Here is a 20,035-nt window from a genome sequence, read left to right as displayed (position 1 = left end):
GTAGCTGAGCCCATGTTGGCGAACTGGGTCGCCCCGGCGGGGACGGTGCCCGCGTGCGCTCGCGCAAACCGCCGACTGGCGCCGGAATCCGCGGCGGGTCGGTCGGCCGTGGCGGTGGCCGACCGTTCCCCTCGTGAACAGTCGCCCCGAATCCCGACTGACATCGCTTGTAGTCAGTAGACTTCGGTGCAGCGCTGCGCAGCGGCGCCGCGCAGCGGGCGTGGACAACATCGGCGGCTTTCTTTCAGGGTTTCGACACGATCAGCAAAGTTAACGGGCATGCCGGACACGGATTTCGTGGCGAGTTCGTCCGCGGGACGCGAATCCCTGGACGACCCGGACGAGGTCCTGACGTCAGCGTCAACCTTGGTGACGCTGGTTTTGGCCGGAATGCACTGCTTTTACCGTCTATACGGTACGTGAGACAGGCGCGCCCGCGCACCGGAATGGACACGGCGAAGTGCCGGTCAGCGGTGCGGATCTGGTGGAAACTGATGAGCCAACCTCGCTAAGTGAATGAGAATTCGGCAAAACGTTGACGGGGTGCGAGTGCCGACGTTACGGTGCCAACCACTGCGAGTTATCCGGTCGAACGTGGCTGCCGTGCCTCGGCCTGGGGAGGGATTGAACGTTGACTGCTCGGCTTAATGAGAGAGGATGACGGCGCCGCCCGAGAGCGTGTCTGATGGGGTCGAACCGGGACGGGGAATCGACGCCATCGAGAATTGGGCCACCGGCTATGCCCGGCGTCATCCGCTGGCGTCGCTCACCACCGTCGGTGACCAATTCGTGCTCGGAGTCCGGACCGTCCAGATCCTCTTCCTCGACCTGGTGACGGGCCGCTTCCAGTGGCAGGAGTTCGTCCGGCAGGGTGCGTTCATGGCGGGCACCGCCGTGGTTCCCACCGTGCTGGTGGCGTTGCCCATCGGCGTCACGCTGTCGATCCAGTTCGCCTTGCTGGCCGGGCAGGTCGGTGCCACGTCGCTGGCCGGCGCGGCCAGTGGCCTGGCGGTGATCCGGCAGGCCGCGTCGCTGACGGCGGCCGTGCTGATGGCCGCGGCGGTCGGCTCGGCCATCACCGCGGACCTGGGTTCGCGGACCATGCGAGAGGAAACCGACGCCATGGAGGTCATGGGCGTCTCGGTGATCCAGCGTTTGGTGGTGCCGCGGTTCGCGGCCGCGATCATGATCGGTGTCGCGCTCACCGGCGTGGTGTGTTTCGTCGGCTTCCTGGCCAGCTTCCTGTTCAACGTGTACTTCCAGAACGGTGCCCCCGGCAGCTTCGTGGCGACGTTCGCCTCGTTCGCCACCACCGGCGACATGATCGTGGCGCTGGTGAAGGCGGTGATCTTCGGCGCGATCGTGGCCGTGGTGTCCTGCCAGAAGGGCTTGTCCACCAAGGGTGGACCGACGGGCGTGGCGAACTCGGTGAACGCCGCGGTGGTGGAATCGATTCTGTTGCTGATGGTGGTCAACGTCGCGATCAGCCAGCTGTACATCATGTTGTTCCCGCGGGTGGGGCTGTGAGATGACGGCGTCCGCGTTCGTTCCCCCGCTGCTCGCCCCGTGGGTGCGGCTCTACCGGCGCGCGTCCACGCCGGTGATCCGGCTGGGCCACATGATGGTGTTCTTCGTCCGCGCGCTGGCGGCGGTGCCGATTGCGCTGCGCCACTACCGCGGGGAGTTCGTCCGGCTGCTGTCCGACATCGCCTGGGGCAACGGCTCGCTCGTGGTCGGCGGCGGCACCGCCGGTGTGGCGGTGGTGCTGGGTATCACGGTGGGTGCGCTCGTCGGGATCGAGGGCTACAACTTCCTGGACCTGCTCGGGCTCGGTCCGGCGACCGGGATCATCTCGTCGTTGGTGAACACCCGCGAACTGGCCCCCATCGCCGCGTCGCTGGCGTTCGCCACCCAGGCCGGCTGCCGGTTCACCGCACAGCTGGGCTCGATGCGGATCGCCGAGGAGATCGATGCGCTCGATTCCATCGCCATCCGGCCGATCCCGTATCTGGTGACCACACGGCTGATGGCCTCGGTGGTCGCGGTGGTCCCGCTGTATGTCCTGTGCCTGGCGGTCAGCTATCTGACCACCCAGGTCGTGGTGTATCTGATCAGCGGCGGCTCCACCGGTTCGTACCTGCACTACTTCACCCTGATGCTGTCCGGTCAGGACATCCTCTACTCGCTGCTCAAGACCGTCATCTTCGTGTGGATCGCCTCGACGGTGCAGTGCTACTACGGGTTCTACGCCTCGGGCGGGCCGGTAGGTGTGGGGGTGGCGGCCGGGCACGCCATGCGGGCCAGCATCACCGTGGTGATCATCGTCAACATGCTGCTCACCATGGCGCTGTGGACGGTCGATTCCGGAGCGAGGTTCGGCGGCTAGATGGGTAACTCACTGGAGACCGACGGCCGGGGCCCGACAGACCGCCAGTTGCTGGGCTGTGGTGCGGCGGTTCTCGTTGTGGCAGCGCTGATTTCGACGGTGCTATTGGTGAAGGCGACCGGTCGCCTGGACGCCCGGGTGCCGGTGGTGGCGGCCCTGATCAACGTCGGTGACGGCCTGCCGCAGCGCTCGGATGTGAAGTACCACGGTGTCCTGGTGGGCATGGTCGACGACGTCGTCCCGGCGGCCAACGGCGAACCCAACTACGTCCACATCAATCTCAAACCCGAGTACGCAGCGTCGATTCCGAGCACCGTCACCGCCCGCGTGGTACCGAGCAACGTGTTCGCGGTGTCGTCGGTGCAGTTGGTCGACCGCGCTTCTGGCCCGGGAAATGGTCCCGCAGCGCCGATCGCAGCCGGCGCCCAGATCCCCGAGGACACCGAGCTGCCCACGGTGCTGTTCCAGACCACGATCAGCAAGTTGCGTGACGTGCTGGCCGCCACCGGGCGCGGGCGGGAGGACAAGACGGTGGGCATCCTGGCCGCCGTGAACGCCGCGACCGAGAACCGCCGCACCGAGTTGCTCAACAGCGGTGCCCAGCTGAATCGTCTGATCGACCAGCTCGATTCGATCGTGGCGACCGATCCCGATCAGACGACCGTGTCGGCCCTGATCGACGCCACCCGTGGTCTGCAGCAGACCGCCCCGGATCTGCTCGACACCCTGCACAAGGCCGTGCAGCCGATGCAGACCCTGGTCGAGCAGCGCTCGCAGCTGACCGCGCTGATCAACGGCGGCATCAACACCATGGACACCACCCACACCTCGTTGGCCAACCATTCCGACCAGCTGGTCCGGATCACCACCGAAATGACGCCGGTGGTAGGGGAATTGGCCCAGTCCTCCGGGAACTGGGTGCCGGCGTTCGTCAAACTCAACCAGCTCTCGGACAAGTTCTTCGAGCACGTCTGGATGCCCGACCACGATTTCGGCAACATGCGGGTGAACCTGTCGTTCACCCCGTCCTACAGCTACACCCGGGCGGACTGCCCGCAGTACGGCGAGCTCAAGGGCCCCAGCTGTTACACCGCCCCGCTGGTGCCGACGCGCCCGGCACTGCCGGATGTGTTGTTGCCGCAGAACTATCAGCCGCCCGCTGATCTGGCACCGCCGCCCGGCACCGTGGTGGGTCCGAGCGGCAACCTGATGGCGGTCGGGCCGCCGCTGGTCAACCCGAACCCCAACCTGGCCGACCCCAATCCGCCGCTGCCGTCCTGGATGCCGCCGTCGCCGCCGGTACCGGGTACGGCCAATCCGGCGCTGGGGCCGACACCACCCCCGCCGGTGCCGTTGTCGCCGCCGGCGCCGGTGGCCCCCCGCCCGGCCAACGCCCCGCCGGCCGCCTCGGTGCCGGGATCGGCTCCCGCCCCTGGCGCCGGTCCGCCGCCCGGACCGCAGAGCCCGCTGCTGCCGGCCGAGGCGGCACCGGCCTCCTTCGGAGGGAACGTGGGTCCGGTGGGGAGCCGGCAGGAACGCGCAGCGTTGAGCGTCGCCACCGGCCGGCCGGCCAGCGCGGCCACCCAATTGCTGCTCGGCCCGGTGGCCCGCGGCACCACCGTGTCGGTTTCGGACAGTCAAGTGGCACAACCAGTTTCCTCCGGAGAGCCTCGATGAAATACCGCGGAGCGATGATCGGGCTGTCACTGTTCATGGTGGTGGCCCTGACCCTGACCTGGCTGGTGTACGTCACGCTGCGTCGTGACGTGGCCGGGCACACCACTGGATATTCGGCGCTGTTCACCGACGTGTTCGGCCTGCGCGAGGGCGACGACGTCCGGATGGCCGGGGTGCGGGTGGGCCGCGTCGAAAAGATCGAACTGGACGGCGCATTGGCCAGGGTGTCGTTCGTGGTTCAGAACGACCAGCAGTTGCTGGGCACCACCGTGGCCTCGGTGACGTACCAGAACATCGTCGGTCAGCGCTATCTCGGCCTGTCACTGGGCAAGCTCGGGGAACCGGGGGTGCTGCCTGCCGGTGCGGTCATCCCGGTCGAGCGCACCGATCCGTCGTTCGACGTCGGCACCCTGCTCAATGGCTACGAGCCGTTGTTCAGCGTGCTCAACCCGCGTGACGCCGACAACCTGACCCAAGGCGTGATCGCCTCACTGCAGGGGGACAAGGCCTCGATCGCGGCACTGGTCGATCAGACCGCGCAGTTGACCGATTCGTTCGCCGGCCGCGACGAGGAACTCGGCCAGGTGATCAACGACCTCAACACCGTGGCCCAGAATCTGGCCAAGCACAACAACAGCCTTGATCAGGTCATCACCGAAACCCGGGGCATGGTGAGCACTTTCGATGCCCGGCGGCCGGAGATGGTGGAGTCGATGGGCTCGATCTCACGAGTGGTCCGCCAGCTGTCCACCATCACCGACGAGGTCTATCCCTCGCTGAACCAACTTGTCACTCGGGAACCTGGCTTCGCCCAACACATGGTGAGTATCGAACCCCAGCTGGCGTTCACCGGCGCCAACCTGCCGCTGCTGCTCAAGGGATTCGCCCGGATCACCAACGAAGGCGCCTACGCGAACTCCTATGCCTGCGACCTGAACGCGACGGGATTCTTCCCCGGGCTCAATGACGTGACACCCATCATCGTCGACGCCGCAACACCGGGGAACAAGGCGGCCTACAGCCCGAGATGCAGGAATATGGCCAATGGCTGAGAAAGCGAAGAAAGTGCACAAGCGGCGCAGACCGCTGGAGGGTCGCAACCGGATGTGGCTGGGAGTCACGGCGATTGCCGTGGTGTCCGTGCTGATCGGGGCGATGCTGATCGTCAAGGTGGCCGATATCGGTTACCGCAAGTACACCGCGCAGTTCCTGCAGGCCGCCGCGCTCAAACCGGGTAACCCGATCACCGTGGCCGGTATCCCGGTGGGCGAGGTGCTCAGCATGAAGCTGGCCGGCGACCACGTCGAGGCCAAACTCAAGGTGCGCAATAACGTTCCGCTCGGCAGGGATTCGCGCGCGGTCATCAAGATCACCACCATCTTGGGGTCGCGCTATCTGGCCTTGCAGCCCGCCGGGGCCGACTCGTTGCCCGGCAACAACTTCGACCTCGACCACACGGAGGTGCCCTACGATCTGCAGGAGGCACTGGCCGACGTCACCACCACCTTTGAACAGGTCGATTCCGACAAGTTCGCCCAATCGCTGGGAATCTTGGGACAGCAGCTCGACGGGCTGCCGGCGATCGTGCCGCGGGCCCTGCAGAACACCCACACCCTGGCGCAGATCATCGCCAGCCGGCGTGACCAGCTGGGCACGCTGTTGCAGACCACCGAGGTGGTCAGCAACACGCTGCGTCGCCAGCAGTCGACCATCGGCAATCTGGTGAACCAGGGCAACGATCTGCTCGGCGAATTCGTCATGCGCCGCGCCTCATTTCAGGCAATGCTGGCGTCTCTGACCAATCTCGTCGAGACCCTCAGTGGTATCGCCATCGACGACCGTCCGGAACTCGAGGCGTTGCTCACCAACATCCGCGAGCTGTCGGACATGTTGGGCCAGCACGACGACATGCTGCGCAGCTTCCTGCAGACCGCCCCGGTGACCTTGCGGGGCCTGGCCAACGCCACCGGTACCGGCAACGCTGCTGACCTCAATGTCGCCAACGGTCTGCTGATCGACTCCTGGATGTGCGCGATCAGCGGGCGGGCCAAGCAGTTCAACATGATCCAGTACCTCAAGGACTGCAAATGAACAGAAGGCTGGTGGCACTGGTCTCGGTGGCCGTACTGGCGCTGGCCGCGGTGGCCGGTGCCGGCTGGTGGTATCTCAAAGACCTGACCAACACCATCACGGTGACCGCCCAGTTCGACAGTGCCGCCGGGCTTTACGAAGGCAACACGGTTGCTGTGCTCGGCATGCAGGTCGGCAAGGTCACCAAGATCACCCCCAAGGGCGGGTACGTGGAGGTCGATTTCACCGTCGACAAGGATGTGCGGGTGCCGGCCGACGTGCAGGCCGTCACCGTCTCCAATTCGATTCTCACCGACCGGCAGATCGAGCTGACGCCCCCGTATCGCGGCGGCCCGACGTTGCAGAACCACGACACCATCGGCCTGAACCGCACCAAGACCCCGGTCGAGTTCGCCCGGGTGCTCGATGTCCTGGACAAGCTGTCGTCCTCACTGCGCGGTGACGGCAAGGGCAACGGGCCGATCGCCGAGGTCGTCAACGCCAGCGCCGCGATCGCCGACGGCAACGGTCAGCAGATGAAGGACGCCCTGGGGGAGCTGTCGGAGGCATTGCGGCTCAGCGCCGACAAGGGGGCGGTGACCCGCGATCAGCTCACCACGATCGTGCGCAACCTCAGCTCGCTGTTCCAGGCGGCAGCCGACAACGATGCCACCCTGCGCGAGTTCGGTTCGGCGGTACGCCAACTCAGTCAGATCATGGCCGACGAGAACTTCGGTACCGGTACCACCGGCAAGAAACTCAACCAGGTGATCACCCAGGTCGGTGAGGTACTGCAAACCCACCGCGACGAGATCAAGCAGATCGTCCTCAACGGCAACACCGCCACCGGCACGTTCGTCGACCACAAGCGGGATCTGGCCGAGCTTCTCGACGTCGCCCCGATGACGCTGGACAACCTCTACAACATCGTGGATCAGCGCAACGGCGCGGCGCGGGTGCACGTGCTCGTCGACAAGGTGCTGTTCGACTCGCAGACGGTCAAGGAGATCTGCAACATGATGGGGCTGCGGCAGTTGGGTTGCAGCACCGGGACAGTGCAGGACTTCGGCCCCGACTTCGGACTGACGTATGTGCTCGACGGCATGGCGGCGATGGGGCAACGATGAGCAAGCCGATACGCAAATATGTGCTGCCCGTGGTGATGACGGCCTGCCTGGTGGTTTCGGGTTGTGCCTCGGAGGGGCTGGCCAGTCTGCCGTTGCCGGCCCCCGGCGTCGGCTCGGGTGGCTACCGGCTGACCGCGATCTTCTCGAATGCGTTGAACCTGCCGGCCAACGCCAAGGTGAAGTTGGCTGGTGCCGACGTCGGCGAGGTCGATTCGATGGTGGCGCACAATTACACCGCGGTGACCACCCTGCGCATCATGGACGGTGTACGCCTGCCGCAGGGCACCACCGCCGAATTACGTTCGGCCACACCGCTGGGCGATGTGTTCGTCTCAGTTCGCCCGCCCAGCCCGGTCGATCCGAATGTGCCGCTGCTCAAGGACGGCGACGTGATCGACCTGGATTCGACGCAGGCCGCCGCCACCGTCGAGTCGCTGCTGGGTTCGGCGGCGATCCTGGTCAACGGCGGTGCGGTACGCAACTTCACCAACATCATCAACGGCCTGGGCAAGGCCACCGGCGACCAGGGGCAGGCGTTCGGCACCCTGATCTCCAAGACCAATCACACGCTGGGAACCCTGAACGCCCGGTCCGAGCAGCTGGAAACTGCGATGACCGAGACCTCGAAGCTGCTCGGCCAGATCGACGAGAAGAACCAGACCGTCAGCGAATTGATGGATCAGGCCGCCCCGGCCACGCAGGTGCTGGCCGAACACACCACCCAGATCGCCGATCTGATCGCCCAGGTCGGCGACACCTCCGAGGAATTGCGCAAGTTCCCGTCCATCGCCGGTACCGACACCAGCGGCCGCAGCGTGATCGCCGACGCCAACACGGTGGCCGGAGCCTGGAACGACGTGGCGTTGGCCCCGAACGCCACGCTGTTCGCGCTCAACCGGCTGATGCCGCCCATCGTGAAGAGCATGCCGAGCAACGCCTGGTCGACCAGGGCGAGCATCGACCGGTTGATTCTCGGTTCGATTCCCGACATCGGGTTCGGCGGGGATGCCGGCCTGCACGGCCCCAAGCGGTACAACTGGCATCAGCTCGTCGGCTCGTTGCAGTACACGCTGCTGCGGCTGCAGGAGCGGGTGGTGGGGCGTGGCCCGACAGTGCCACAGCTGCCGGTGATTCCGAGCCCGACCGAACCCGGTGAGATCGTGCCCGCCCCCGCGCCGGGCGAGGCGCCACCCGCCGAAGCCCCACCGGCCGAAGTTCCGCCGGCCGAAGCCCCACCGGCCGCGGCGCCGCCCGCCGAAGAGGTGCCGCGGTGATCAACTCGCTGGCAGATCTCGTGGTGCGGCTGGTCCGGTTCGGGTATCGCCGCAAGGCCTGGTTGTCGGCCGGCGCCCTGGTGCTGACATTGGTGGTGGCCAGCGCCTACCTGTTGATCGGCGCGTTGCGGGTCAAGCCCTTCGGCTCCACGTACCGTCTCACCGTCCAGCTGCCCGAGTCCGCCGGCCTGTTGCCGAACCAGGACGTGACGTTGCGCGGGGTCCGGGTGGGCCGGGTCGAGCGCCTCGACATCACCGGCTCGGGGGTCAACGCGGTGGTGAATGTCGATTCGGCAGTGCAGATTCCGAGGTCCAGCCAGGTGCGGGTCTCGGGTTTGTCACCCGCCGGTGAGCAGTACATCGACTTCACCGCGAGTTCGGCCCAGGGGCCGTTCCTGACCGACGGCAGTGTCATCGCCGAGGGCACCGTGCCGGTCAGCCTGGCCCAGCTGCTTGCCGACGCCGACGGGGCCCTGGCCCAGGTCGACGTCGACAAGCTGGAGCTGATCCGCCGGGAACTGAGCCTGAGCAGCGCCGGCCCCCGCAAGCTGGCCGACATCATCGACGGCGGTACGTTCCTGCTGTCGACGCTGGATTCGGTGCTGCCCGAAACCGCGAGCATGTTGCGCACCAGCAGAGTGGTTTTCACCCTGGCGGCCGACAAGAACGCCGGTATCGAGGTGGCCTCGGACAATCTGAGTTCCACATTCGACGGGATCAACCGCATGCGCGACGGCTTCCGGCGGTTGACCAATGAAACTCCCGGTGCGCTGAACTCGGTCGACAACCTGTTCGTCGACAACTCCGACACGATGGTGCAGCTGCTGGGAAGCCTGGCCACCACATCGCAACTGCTGTATGTGCGGGTCCCTGCGCTGCACGCGCTGTTCCCGAACTACCGCACGTCGGTTCTCGATGCGATCGGCAGCGTCATGCACGACAACGGGTTGTGGGCCACCGGCGAGATCTATCCGCGCTACACCTGCGACTACGGGACACCTCGTCGCCCACCGTCGGCGGCCGACTACCCGGAGCCGTTCATGTACACGTACTGCCGCAACGACCATCCCGGCGTCCTGGTCCGCGGGGCCAAGAATGCCCCGCGTCCGGCCGGCGACGACACCGCGGGCCCGCCGCCGGGCGCTGACCTGGGCCGTACCACCGATCCGACACCCAAGGGCCGTTACACCATCCCGACGCCGTACGGTGGCCCGACACTCCCGATCGAACCGCCCCGCTGAACTACACAACCTCACCAAAGGAGATGACGGTGACTGTGACGAACGACAAGCAGACTGACGAGCAGGTCGAAGCAGTGGACGACGCGATCGGCATCGAGGAGGCCGCCGAGGGCGCCGAGGCCGACGCCACCGAGCCTGAAACCGACGAGACCGAAGAAACCTCAGCCGACGAGACCGAAGCCGACGAGACCGAAGCCGACGAGACGGAAGCCGACGAGACTGAGCCGGAAGCCGAGGCCACGACACGAAACTGGCGGCGGCACATCCTGCGCGCCGTCCTGGCCGTGATCTTCGTGGCCGCACTGGCACTTTCGGGATTCCTGGGCTGGAAGCTGTGGCAGACCGAGCAGGTGGCCCAGGCCGGCCGGCAGGCGCAGGAAGCTGCGGTGTCGTACGCGCAGATCCTGACGAGCATCGATTCGAACAAGGTCGACGAAAACTTCAACCAGGTGCTGGCCGGCGCGACCGGTGAGTTCAAGGACATGTATTCGCAGTCGAGCATGCAGTTGCGTCAGCTGCTGATCGACAACAAGGCCACCGCGCACGGTGTGGTCGTGGAGTCGGCGGTGCAGTCGGCGAGCAAGGACAAGGTGGTGGTGCTGCTGTTCGTCGACCAGTCGGTGTCCAACACCAGCGTGCCCGACCCGCGCATCGACCGCAGCCGCATCAAGATGACGATGGAGAAGGTGGACGGGCAGTGGCGCACCAGCAAAGTGGAACTCGCCTGAGCCGGCCGATGATGCGGATGGGGAAGCGGACGTGGGCGGCGGTCCTGGCGGCCGGCTCGATGCTGGCCGTCACGACCGCTCCGCCCGCCGCGGCGTCGGCGGCGTCGTTCTGCGACGAGCTGGCCGGTCAGTGGGATGGACAGTTCTGCCGCACGTCGGTGACCTCGGACCGGAAAGCGGTTCGTGACATCACGATGGCGCTGCCCGGTGACCTGGTGGACAACCCCGTCATCCGGCAGTACCTGACCAACCTGATGAACAATTGGCGCACCGCCGCGCAGAAGATGGCCGCCGACAGCGTCGGCGAGCAGCACTTCGAGGTCTTCCACCATGGCGACGCGATGACTGCCGTCTTCCACGAGATGTACTCGGGCACGGTCGGGACCGACGCCCTCGCGCACCCGAATGCCCCCATTTTCAGCGACGCCTACCGCACCTTCACGTTCGCGGGCGGGCGTCAGCTGCAGCTGGCCGATCTGTTCAAGCCCGGCGTCGACCACCGGGTTGAGATCCCGCGACTGGGGGAGCCGTTCATCGTCGCCGCGCTCGACGCGGCACCGCCGCCGCACCAGCCCGGTACCTATCCGTTCACCCCGGACCGCTGGACCCCGGACCAGGTGTACTCGGGTGGTTACAAGGCCTGGGCGCTGACACCGGACGAGTTGATCCTGTACATGCCCGACTACCCGGTCGGCCACGACACCCCGGTCGATTTCACCCCGGGGCGGATGCAGTGGGCGATGGACGGCGGCACGGTGCAGGCGCACATCCCGCTCGCCGCGCTCGCCCCGGTGCTCCAACCGCAGTTCGGCGGCACCTGACTTTCCTGTCTGACGTCCGCCCCGCGCCGAGGGTGACCAGGATCGCGAGATTCTCGGGGAATCTCGCGATCCCCTTCGCCGCAGGCCGGCTTTCGATTCTCCGCGAGGCTAAAGGGTTACTCGAACCCGGTTCGTTGCCACCATGAGCCACACCAATCAGTGCGACTCCATAGGGGACAACGGCCATGCGCTTATTCAGTTCGGTACTCGCGATGCTCAGTGCATTCGTGTTGGTACTGACCGCGTGCGGCTCCTCGGGGAGCTCGGCGCGCACCGAGGACGGCAAGACGGTCCTGCGCTACCAGGGCTGGACCGGCGAGGTGGAGTTTCACGAGCTCGCCGAGGAACTCGGCTACTACCAGAAGGTCAAACTGGAGTGGGTCGGCAACACCACCAGCGGGCCGCAGGACATCCAATCGGTGGCCACCGGCGACATCGACTTCGGCTCGGCGTTCAACGGTGCGGTGGTCAAGCTCAACGCCGCGGGCGCGCCGATCACCTCGGTGCTCAGCTCCTACGGCGCCGATGAGGACGAGTACACCGGCTACTACGTGCTGGAGAACAGTCCGATCCGCTCGGCCCGCGACCTGATCGGCAAAAAGGTCGGCATGAACACCCTCGGTGCCCACCACGAGTTCCTCACCCGGGAATGGCTGGCCAAGCAGGGGCTGACCAACGAGGAGATCAAGACCGTCACCCTCACGGTGGTGCCGCCGGTCAACACCGAGCAGGCGCTGCGCGACGGGCAGATCGACGTCGCCGCGCTCAACGAGATCTACCGCGAGTCCGCCCTGCAGCGCGGCGGTATCCGGCCGTTGTTCACCGACAAGTCGCTGTTCGGCGCGTTCAGCTACGGCACCTATGTGGTGCGCGACGATTTCCTGGCCGAGAACCGGGATGCGGTGGCCGATTTCGTGCAGGGCACGGCCCGGGCGATCCGCTGGACCCAGGTGACCCCGCGCGACGAGGTGGTGGCGAAGTTCCGCGAGATCATCACCAAGCGCAACCGCAACGAGGACACCAAGGCCGTCGAATTCTGGCGCAGCTCGGGCATTCCGGTGACCGGCGGGGTGGTCGCCGAGCGTGAACTGCAGACCTGGATCGACTGGCTGGTCCGCAACGGTGAACTCGAAGCGGGCAAGCTCACCGCAAAAGACCTCTACACCAACGAATTCAATCCGTATGCCAACGGTACGTATCCCGAAGGCAGCGGTCCCGACGGTCAGGCTCTGGCACATGAGTGACACACCCAAACTGCAGCTCCGCAACGTCACCAAACAGTTCGCGATCCGCGGCGAGAAAACCAGTTTCACCGCCGTCCAGGACGTCAGCATCGACCTGGCGGCCGGCGAATTCCTGGTCCTGGTCGGCCCCAGTGGCTGCGGCAAGTCCACGCTGCTGGACTTGCTGGGCGGGCTCAGCGAGCCGTCGTCGGGGGAGATCCTGCTCGACGGGAAGCCGATCACCGGGCCCGGCCTGGACCGCGGCATCGTTTTCCAGCAGTACGCGCTGCTGCCGTGGCGCACGGCCCGCAAGAACGTCGAGTTCGGGCTGGAGGCCAAGGGTCTGCCGGCCGCGCAGCGCCGTGAACGCGCCGAGCACTACCTGGAACTGGTTGGGCTACAAGGGTTTGCCGACCGTTACCCGCACGAGTTGTCCGGTGGGATGAAGCAGCGCGTGGCGATCGCCCGCAGCCTGGCGTTCGACCCCGAGGTGCTGCTGATGGACGAACCGTTCGCCGCCTTGGACGCCCAGACCCGGGAATCCCTGCAGGATGAGCTGCTGCGGATCTGGCAGGCCACCGGCAAGACGATCCTGTTCATCACCCACGGTATCGACGAGGCGCTCTACCTCGGTCAGCGCGTGGCGGTCCTGACCTCACGGCCCGGCAGGATCAAGACGGTCGTCGACGTCGACATCGACCGCAGCGGCGAGGACATCCGCTCCAGCGCCGGGTTCCGCCGGCAACGCCACCACATCTGGTCGCTCCTGCACGACGAAGTTCAGCGCGCCCAGTCCGAGGAGGTTCATGTCTAGCGCGATTGCCACACCCGAGGTGGCCACCTCCGAGGTGGCCACGCAGCCGGAGCCCGCCCCGGACCTCGTCGAGCCGGACACCCGACGCGGCAGGCTGCACACGCTGGCCTGGCGGCTGTTTCGCCCCGCGGTGGTGATCTTGGCGTTCCTCGCGCTGTGGGAGATCGCTCCGCGGATCGGCTTGGTGGACAAGGTTTTTCTGCCGCCGTTCAGTGAAGTGGTGTCGGCCTGGTTGACGCTGGCGGCCAATGGTCAACTCACCGAACATGTTTCGGCCAGTCTGTCGCGTGCCCTGATCGGCCTGGCGGTGGCGATCGTGGTGAGCATCCCGCTCGGGGTGGCGATCGCCTGGTACCGGCCGGTGGCGGATTTCCTCAACCCGATTCTGGAGCTGTTCCGCAACACCGCGGCGCTGGCCCTGCTTCCGGTGTTCATCCTGATCCTGGGGATCGGGGAGACATCCAAGGTGGCGCTGGTGATCTACGCGGCGTCCTTCCCGATCCTGCTGAACACCATCTCCGGGGTGCGCACGGTGGACCCGTTGCTGATCAAATCTGCGCGATCCCTGGGCCTTTCCCCGGTCCGGCTGTTCCAGAAGGTGATCCTGCCCGCGGCCGTGCCGACCATCTTCACCGGTCTGCGGATGGCGGCGGCCTCGTCGATCCTGGTGTTGATCGCCGCCGAGATGGTGGGGGCGAAGGCCGGCCTGGGCTATCTGATCACCGCCGCACAGTTCAACTTCCAGATTCCGAACATGTACGCCGGCATCGTCACCATCGCCCTGGTGGGCGTCACATTCAACGGCATCCTGGTGGCCATCGAGGGACGGCTGTCGGGCTGGCGGACCACCGCTTAGAGGAGAACCATGACGCGACAGCTTCATCTCAACGCCTTCTTGATGGGGGTCGGCCACCACGAGGCGGCGTGGCGGCACCCGCGCACCGACGTGCGAAACCTGACCGACGTCACGCACTTTCAGCGGCTGGCCCAGTTGGCCGAGCGCGGCAAGCTCGATTCGGTGTTCTTCGCCGACGGGCTCGCCGTGGACCCGCGGGTGAAGCACAACACGCAGGCGATCTTCGAACCGATCACCCTGCTGACCGCGATGGCCACGGTCACCGAGCGCGTCGGGCTGATCGCCACGGCCACCACCGGCTACCTCGAGCCCTACACGCTGGCCCGCAGTTTCGCGTCGCTGGACCACATCAGCGGTGGGCGTGCCGGGTGGAACATCGTCACCTCGGCCGGTGCGGACGAAGCGGCCAATTTCGGGATCGACGGTATTCCGGACCACGCCGGCCGGTATCGCCGCGCAGCTGAATTCGTCGATGTGGCCACGGCATTGTGGGACAGCTGGGAGGACGACGCGCTGGTCCTCGACGAGACGACGGGGATCTTCGCCGACCCGGATCGGGTGCATCCGATCAACCACCACGGCGAGCACTTCACAGTGCAGGGCCCGCTGAACACCCCGCGGCCCGTGCAGGGGCGTCCGTTGTTGGTGCAGGCCGGATCCTCGGAGTCCGGCAGGGATTTCGCGAGCCGGTATGCCGAGGCGATCTTCACCGCGCAGCGCTCGGTCGAGGACGGGAAGGCGTTTTACCGCGACGTGAAGAGTCGCGCGGTGAAGTTCGGCCGCAGCGCCGACGACGTGAAGATCCTGCCCGGCATCGTGCCGTTCATCGCGCCCACCGAAGCGGCGGCGCTCGAGCTCGAACAGCAGTTCACCGACCTGATCTCACCGGAATACTCGCTGCGTCAGCTCTCGCAGATGCTCGGCGTGGATCTGACCGCCCACGCGCTGGATGCCCCGCTGCCGGCGCTGCCGCCCATCGAACAGATTCAGGGCAACAAGAGCCGTTACCAACTGGTCAAGGATCTGGCCGGCAGTGAGTCGCTGACCGTGCGGCAGTTGATCGCCAAGCTCGGTGGCGGGCGGGGGCACCGGACCTTCGCCGGCACCGCCGAGCAGGTGGCCGACAACCTGGAGCTGTGGTTCACCGAGGGCGCGGCCGACGGCTTCAACATCATGCCGCCGTATCTGCCCGGTGGTCTGGAGGATTTCGTCGGGCAGGTGGTGCCGATCCTGCAGCGGCGCGGACTGTTCCGGACCGACTACACCGCGACGACGCTGCGCGGGCACTACGGGTTGGCGCACCGGCCCAGCCGTTACACGGTCACTGCCGCCTAGCCTCCCTTTGCCCGGCGAGCGTGCGTGTCTGCTGGCCGCCACTCCGTGGCGAGCCAGCATTCCACGCACGCTCGGCGCGCCCCACTGCTAGCGGTAGTTGACGAACTGCAATGCCACGTCCAGGTCGGCACCCTTGAGCAGGGCGATGACGGCCTGCAGGTCGTCACGCTTCTTGGAGCTGACCCGGATCTCGTCGCCCTGGATCTGGGCCTTGACGCCCTTGGGGCCCTCGTCGCGGATGAGCTTGGTGATCTTCTTGGCCTGCTCGCTTGTGATGCCCTCCTTGATGTCGCCGGTCACCTTGTAGGTCTTGCCGCTGGACTGTGGCTCGCCGGCGTCGAAGGCCTTCATCGAGATGCCCCGGCGGACCAGTTTCTCCTTGAACACGTCGACGGCGGCCTTGACCCGCTCCTCGGTGCTGGAGGTGAGTTCGATCACCTCGTCGCCCTTCCAGGCGATGCTGGTGTCGGTGCCGCGGAAGTCGAACCGGGTGGACAGCTCCTTGGCGGCCTGGTTGAGCGCGTTATCGACCTCCTGACGATCGACCTTGCTGACGACGTCGAAGCTGGAATCCGCCATTGGATGCCTCTCCCTTCCCTCGGTGAGTCCTGCCGGTTTGTAACTTGGGTACATCCTCGTTGTACCCTGCTAGTCGCACCAAACCGGAAACTCCGGCGGCGCGACACCAGGCAGATTGCCCGAGCGGCCAATGGGAGCGGACTGTAAATCCGTCGGCTTACGCCTACGCAGGTTCGAATCCTGCATCTGCCACCCACACCAGGCCCCCTCTTCGGAGGGGGCCTGGTTGGTTTCCGGGCCCCGCAATTCCTGGAACGACGACACCACAAACGATCAGGGCGTCCGTTCGCGCACCGTGGCCGGGGCCAGCCGGGCCATACCCCGCAGGATCCACGGCGCCCGCCGCGCCATCAGATTGACCGCCCGATCGGACGGGTGCATCGAAGCCTGTGGGCCGGGGGTCGGGATGGCCGCCAGCTCGGCCTCCGCCGATACCGGCCGTGCACCGTCTCGATGCACCGCCAGCAGCTGCCAGTCACCGGGCACACCGCGTAGCTCCACGGTGCCGCGGTCCTCGAAGGAGGTGCCCGAGCCCACGACCAGATCGCGCACGGTACGTGAGACGAGGATCTCGCCGGCCCCGGCTTGGCCGAGGATCCGCGCCGCGATGTGCACGGCGATACCGCCGACGTCACCGTCCATGAGCTCGCATTCACCGGTGTGGATGCCGGCCCGGATCTCGATGCCCAGCGTCTCGGCCTCGCTGCGCACCGCCTCGGCGCAGCGGATCGCGTGGGTCGGCCCTTCGAACGTGCTGAGGTGGCCGTCTCCCGTGCTCTTCACCAGCGAGCCGTCGAACTGTTCGGTGAGTTCCGCGGTGGTGGTGCCGAAGCGTTCGAGCACCGCGCGCCACTGCTCGTCGCCCGCTGCCGAGGCGTGCTCGGTCGAGGAGACGATGTCGGTGAACAGCACCGTACGCAGCGCTCGATGGCCCAGGGACGGCGCGGCGTGCATCCCGGTGAGAAGTTCCTCGATGGCGGTCAGGATTCGGTGCGGCTCGGTGAACCACGGGGCGTGGTCTCGGCCGTCGACTTCGAGGTAGCGCGCCCCGGCAATGTGATCGGCGAGGTAGCGGCCGTACTGCACAGGCAGCGGTTCGTCACGGGCATGGACGACCAGGGTCGGTGTGGCGATCGCCGGCAGGATCGGCCGGGCATCGATGTTGAAGGTCGATTCCATCGATGCCCGCATCATCCCCGGGCTGGCGGACATCCGTTCCATCATCGCGCCCTGCCGGGCCGAGCGGAGCGACGGGAACATGCATTTGATCGCCGCGCCGGTGCCCCATGCCGAGCGACCGGCCCGGGCGAGCGCCTGCATGCGCTCGATCTGTGCCGTCGTCGGGCTGTACTGCTCACCGACCTCGTCGACCGCACGTGCCCGCAACTCCACCGGATCGGCGTCGATATCTTCCCATCGGCATCCCAACACGGCGGCGTACGAGCCGTACAGGATCAACGCGCGCACCCGTTCCGGCCGCTTCGCGGTGAACAGCAGGGAGGCGGCTCCACCCTCGCTCATGGCGAACACGGCGGGTTTCACAAAGCCGGCGAAATCCATGATGGCCTCGATTTCGGCCGCGCGATCGTCGAGCGTACGAACCTTGGGGACCGGATCCGACATGCCGACCCCGGCCTTGTCGAACAGGGCAACCCGGCAGAACGTGGCGAGTTGATCGAAGAAAGCCTTGAATTCGGGCATGGCCCAGAACATCTCGATATGGCTGACCACTGGCCCGACGAAGATCAGTTCGACGGGTCCGTCGCCGAACACCTGGCAGGCCAGGCTGAGGTCGCCGCAAGGCGCGTATGACGTCTCCGCCATTGCCCAAGAGTAATTGACAGAGGTGCTGGTCGCGGCGGTTCGAGAAGGGGGCTTTTGCCGCCTGCGGTGCGCCGGCTGCCTTATGTCAGTACGTTGCCGGGATCTCGGTCGACAACCCGGCGCCGAGCGGTCCGCAATGCACGACCTTGTCGGCGAAGTCGGCCAGCACCGGCATGGCGCGCGCCACGGTGTCGTCGTCACCGCCGACCATGGCCACCATGCCGTCGTGCGCGGCCTGATCACCCAGGGCCACAGCGCAATCCAACAGTTCCACGCCGTAAGAGCGGCACTCCTGTGCGAAAGCCCGCACCTCGGGCACCGAGACGGTGGACAGCAGCACCACGATCAAACCCGGTCGGGAACCGGCAAGTACGCCGTCGTCGCCGTGCAACACCTCGCGCACCTGGGCGGCGTCGACGACAGCGATCAGCACCACGTCACTTACCTCGGCCACTTCCGCCGGGGTCGGCACCGCCAAGGCCAGACCGAGTTCTTCGGCTGCCTCCGTGCGGACGTCGTGCACGACCGGGATGCGGCCGCGGCTCTCCAGGCTCACCGCCACGCCACCGCCGAACATGCCCAGCCCGACCACGCCGGCACACGGCGCGATACCGCCGGCGGTGCGGGGCGCCAGGTCGTGCAGGTCCAGGTCCAAGTGGTCGAGTTGGGCAGTCATCGAATTCTCCGTAATCTGAGCAATTTTCGGCTCCCTAAAGCTTAGATCATCTATCTACCTTGTGTGGGCCGCTGACCTGGTGATTCTCGGCACATCGCCAACCCGGCTGTGCGTCACGCCGCATCCGCAGCCGGCCCGAGGAGGTCGGCGACCCAACGCGGCAAAGCACTGGACAGCATCGGCAGAATCGAGGGCATGACCGCGCACTCCGTCGTCGGTGCCAAGCTGGTGAACTTCGCCAGCCAGATCGATGACAACACCGTCGAGCAGGCGAAGCAGACCGCCGCGCTGCCGTTCGTGCACCCACATGTCGCGTTGATGCCCGATGCCCACAGCGGTAAGGGGTCAGCCGTCGGCACCGTTATCCCGACCATCGATGCGGTGATCCCGGCCGCGGTCGGCGTCGACATCGGCTGCGGCATGATTGCCGCCCGCACCGAATTCACCGTCACCGACATCGCCGGGCGTGACCTGGCTGCGCTGCGAACCGCGATCGAGTCGGCGATCCCGTTGTCCCCGGGCAACTACAACGACACGTTGACCCGGTTCCCGTTCACCCAGGGCCGCATCACTGACCTTGCACACCTGGCCGAGCGGGGCGGGATCGACCTGACGCACTCGCCCAAGTGGCGCGAGCAACTGGGTTCCCTCGGCGGCGGCAACCACTTCATCGAACTCTGCCTGGACGAGCGCGACCGGGTGTGGCTGTTCCTGCATTCCGGTTCGCGTGGGGTGGGAAACAAGATCGCCCAGAAGCACATCAAGATCGCGCAGAAGCTCATGAAGCGGTGGTGGATCGATCTGCCGAACCCTGACCTCGCCTACCTGCCTCAGGGCACTCAGGAGTTCGACGGCTACCTGCGAGAGCTCAACTGGGCGCAGCGGTTTGCCTTCGAGAACCGCGCCGAGATGATGGACCGCTACATGTGGGTGTTCGCGGCCTGGATGGGCTACGGGCAGCTCGACGAACCGCACACCGCGGGTGACTTCGAGGTCGAGCGGATCAACACCCACCACAACTATTCCCGCAAGGAACAGCACGGCGGCCGTGAGGTGTGGCTGACCCGCAAGGGCGCCATCGACGCGCACGCCGGCGTGATGGGGCTGATCCCTGGCAGCATGGGCACCCGCTCATATGTGGTGCGCGGTAAGGGAAATGCGGCCGGGTTGTGCTCGGCCCCGCACGGCGCCGGGCGCCGGTTCTCGCGTAACGAGGCGCGCCGCCGGTTCACTGCCGACGATCTCGCACGGCGGATGCAGGGCATCGAATACCGCCATGGCGAACAGTGGGTCGACGAGATCCCGGACGCCTACAAGGACATCGACGTGGTGATGGCCGATGCCGAGAGCCTCATCGAGGTCGAGCACGAGCTGCGCCAGGTGCTCAACGTCAAGGGCACCTGA

The 20,035-nt window shown here is 66.4% G+C and carries 18 protein-coding genes and 1 tRNA gene; 16 read left to right on the top strand and 3 right to left on the bottom strand.

The window, feature by feature from the left end; genetic code table 11:
* Positions 1–657: 657 nt before the first annotated feature.
* The 14 genes from FR943_RS22565 to FR943_RS22500 all read left to right on the top strand — a co-directional run bounded on the left by FR943_RS22565 (position 658) and on the right by FR943_RS22500 (position 15,552).
* Positions 658–1,527: an MlaE family ABC transporter permease gene (locus tag FR943_RS22565; protein ID WP_217160506.1), complete on the top strand. Its 870-nt coding sequence runs from the start codon at positions 658–660 to the stop codon at positions 1,525–1,527.
* A gap of 1 nt (position 1,528) precedes the next feature.
* Positions 1,529–2,386 carry an MlaE family ABC transporter permease gene (locus FR943_RS22560; RefSeq protein WP_217160505.1) on the top strand — a complete coding sequence of 286 codons (858 nt, stop codon included), beginning with the start codon at positions 1,529–1,531 and terminating at the stop codon, positions 2,384–2,386.
* The gene (locus FR943_RS22555; RefSeq protein WP_217160504.1) at positions 2,387–4,063 is read left to right on the top strand and encodes an MlaD family protein; all 1,677 of its coding nucleotides are present in this window, start codon (positions 2,387–2,389) and stop codon (positions 4,061–4,063) included.
* Positions 4,060–5,115, top strand: a complete 1,056-nt coding sequence (locus tag FR943_RS22550) for an MlaD family protein (protein ID WP_217160503.1) — start codon at positions 4,060–4,062, stop codon at positions 5,113–5,115. Before FR943_RS22555 ends, FR943_RS22550 begins: the two co-directional genes overlap by 4 nt.
* Positions 5,108–6,154, top strand: a complete 1,047-nt coding sequence (locus tag FR943_RS22545; protein WP_217160502.1) for an MlaD family protein — start codon at positions 5,108–5,110, stop codon at positions 6,152–6,154. The genes FR943_RS22550 and FR943_RS22545 overlap by 8 nt, the downstream gene beginning before the upstream one ends.
* The gene (locus tag FR943_RS22540; protein ID WP_217160501.1) at positions 6,151–7,260 is read left to right on the top strand and encodes an MCE family protein; all 1,110 of its coding nucleotides are present in this window, start codon (positions 6,151–6,153) and stop codon (positions 7,258–7,260) included. Before FR943_RS22545 ends, FR943_RS22540 begins: the two co-directional genes overlap by 4 nt.
* A complete protein-coding gene (locus FR943_RS22535) occupies positions 7,257–8,534 on the top strand; it encodes an MCE family protein (RefSeq protein ID WP_217160500.1) in 1,278 nt (425 codons plus the stop codon). The genes FR943_RS22540 and FR943_RS22535 overlap by 4 nt, the downstream gene beginning before the upstream one ends.
* Complete coding sequence (locus tag FR943_RS22530) at positions 8,531–9,775, top strand: MlaD family protein (protein ID WP_217160499.1); 1,245 nt, start codon at positions 8,531–8,533, stop codon at positions 9,773–9,775. Before FR943_RS22535 ends, FR943_RS22530 begins: the two co-directional genes overlap by 4 nt.
* A gap of 23 nt (positions 9,776–9,798) precedes the next feature.
* Positions 9,799–10,503: an Rv1363c family protein gene (locus FR943_RS22525; RefSeq protein WP_217160498.1), complete on the top strand. Its 705-nt coding sequence runs from the start codon at positions 9,799–9,801 to the stop codon at positions 10,501–10,503.
* A gap of 17 nt (positions 10,504–10,520) precedes the next feature.
* The gene (locus FR943_RS22520; protein ID WP_372448225.1) at positions 10,521–11,324 is read left to right on the top strand and encodes a DUF3298 domain-containing protein; all 804 of its coding nucleotides are present in this window, start codon (positions 10,521–10,523) and stop codon (positions 11,322–11,324) included.
* Between the two features lie 212 nt (positions 11,325–11,536).
* Positions 11,537–12,568, top strand: coding sequence for an ABC transporter substrate-binding protein (locus FR943_RS22515; protein WP_246585212.1), 1,032 nt, complete (start codon positions 11,537–11,539; stop codon positions 12,566–12,568).
* Entirely contained in the window at positions 12,561–13,361 is an 801-nt protein-coding gene (locus FR943_RS22510; protein ID WP_217160496.1) for an ABC transporter ATP-binding protein, read from the top strand. Before FR943_RS22515 ends, FR943_RS22510 begins: the two co-directional genes overlap by 8 nt.
* Positions 13,354–14,217 (top strand): ABC transporter permease, encoded by an 864-nt coding sequence (locus FR943_RS22505; protein WP_217160495.1) that lies wholly within the window; start codon positions 13,354–13,356, stop codon positions 14,215–14,217. The genes FR943_RS22510 and FR943_RS22505 overlap by 8 nt, the downstream gene beginning before the upstream one ends.
* A gap of 9 nt (positions 14,218–14,226) precedes the next feature.
* Entirely contained in the window at positions 14,227–15,552 is a 1,326-nt protein-coding gene (locus FR943_RS22500; RefSeq protein ID WP_217160494.1) for an LLM class flavin-dependent oxidoreductase, read from the top strand.
* Between the two features lie 87 nt (positions 15,553–15,639).
* Here the strand turns inward: FR943_RS22500 and FR943_RS22495 are convergent, their stop codons facing one another.
* On the bottom strand, positions 15,640–16,131 hold the full coding sequence (locus FR943_RS22495) for a YajQ family cyclic di-GMP-binding protein (protein WP_217160493.1): 492 nt from the start codon (positions 16,129–16,131) through the stop codon (positions 15,640–15,642).
* A gap of 109 nt (positions 16,132–16,240) precedes the next feature.
* Between FR943_RS22495 and FR943_RS22490 the strand changes: the two genes are divergently transcribed.
* Positions 16,241–16,323 (top strand) — tRNA-Tyr (locus tag FR943_RS22490).
* 81 nt (positions 16,324–16,404) lie between these two features.
* On the opposite strand, the gene FR943_RS22485 is transcribed toward FR943_RS22490, so the two are convergent.
* Positions 16,405–17,955, bottom strand: coding sequence for an adenylate/guanylate cyclase domain-containing protein (locus FR943_RS22485; RefSeq protein ID WP_217160492.1), 1,551 nt, complete (start codon positions 17,953–17,955; stop codon positions 16,405–16,407).
* A gap of 85 nt (positions 17,956–18,040) precedes the next feature.
* Positions 18,041–18,631 (bottom strand): NAD(P)-dependent oxidoreductase, encoded by a 591-nt coding sequence (locus FR943_RS22480; RefSeq protein WP_217160491.1) that lies wholly within the window; start codon positions 18,629–18,631, stop codon positions 18,041–18,043.
* Positions 18,632–18,826: 195 nt separating this feature from the next.
* On the opposite strand from FR943_RS22480, the gene FR943_RS22475 reads away from it, so the two are divergent.
* On the top strand, positions 18,827–20,035 hold the full coding sequence (locus FR943_RS22475) for an RtcB family protein (RefSeq protein ID WP_217160490.1): 1,209 nt from the start codon (positions 18,827–18,829) through the stop codon (positions 20,033–20,035).

Source organism: [Mycobacterium] fortunisiensis, assembly GCF_019050325.1.
Lineage (GTDB): Bacteria > Actinomycetota > Actinomycetes > Mycobacteriales > Mycobacteriaceae > Mycobacterium > Mycobacterium fortunisiensis.
The sequence above is the reverse complement of the archived record's forward strand: the minus strand, read 5'-3'. Positions and strand labels throughout refer to the sequence as shown.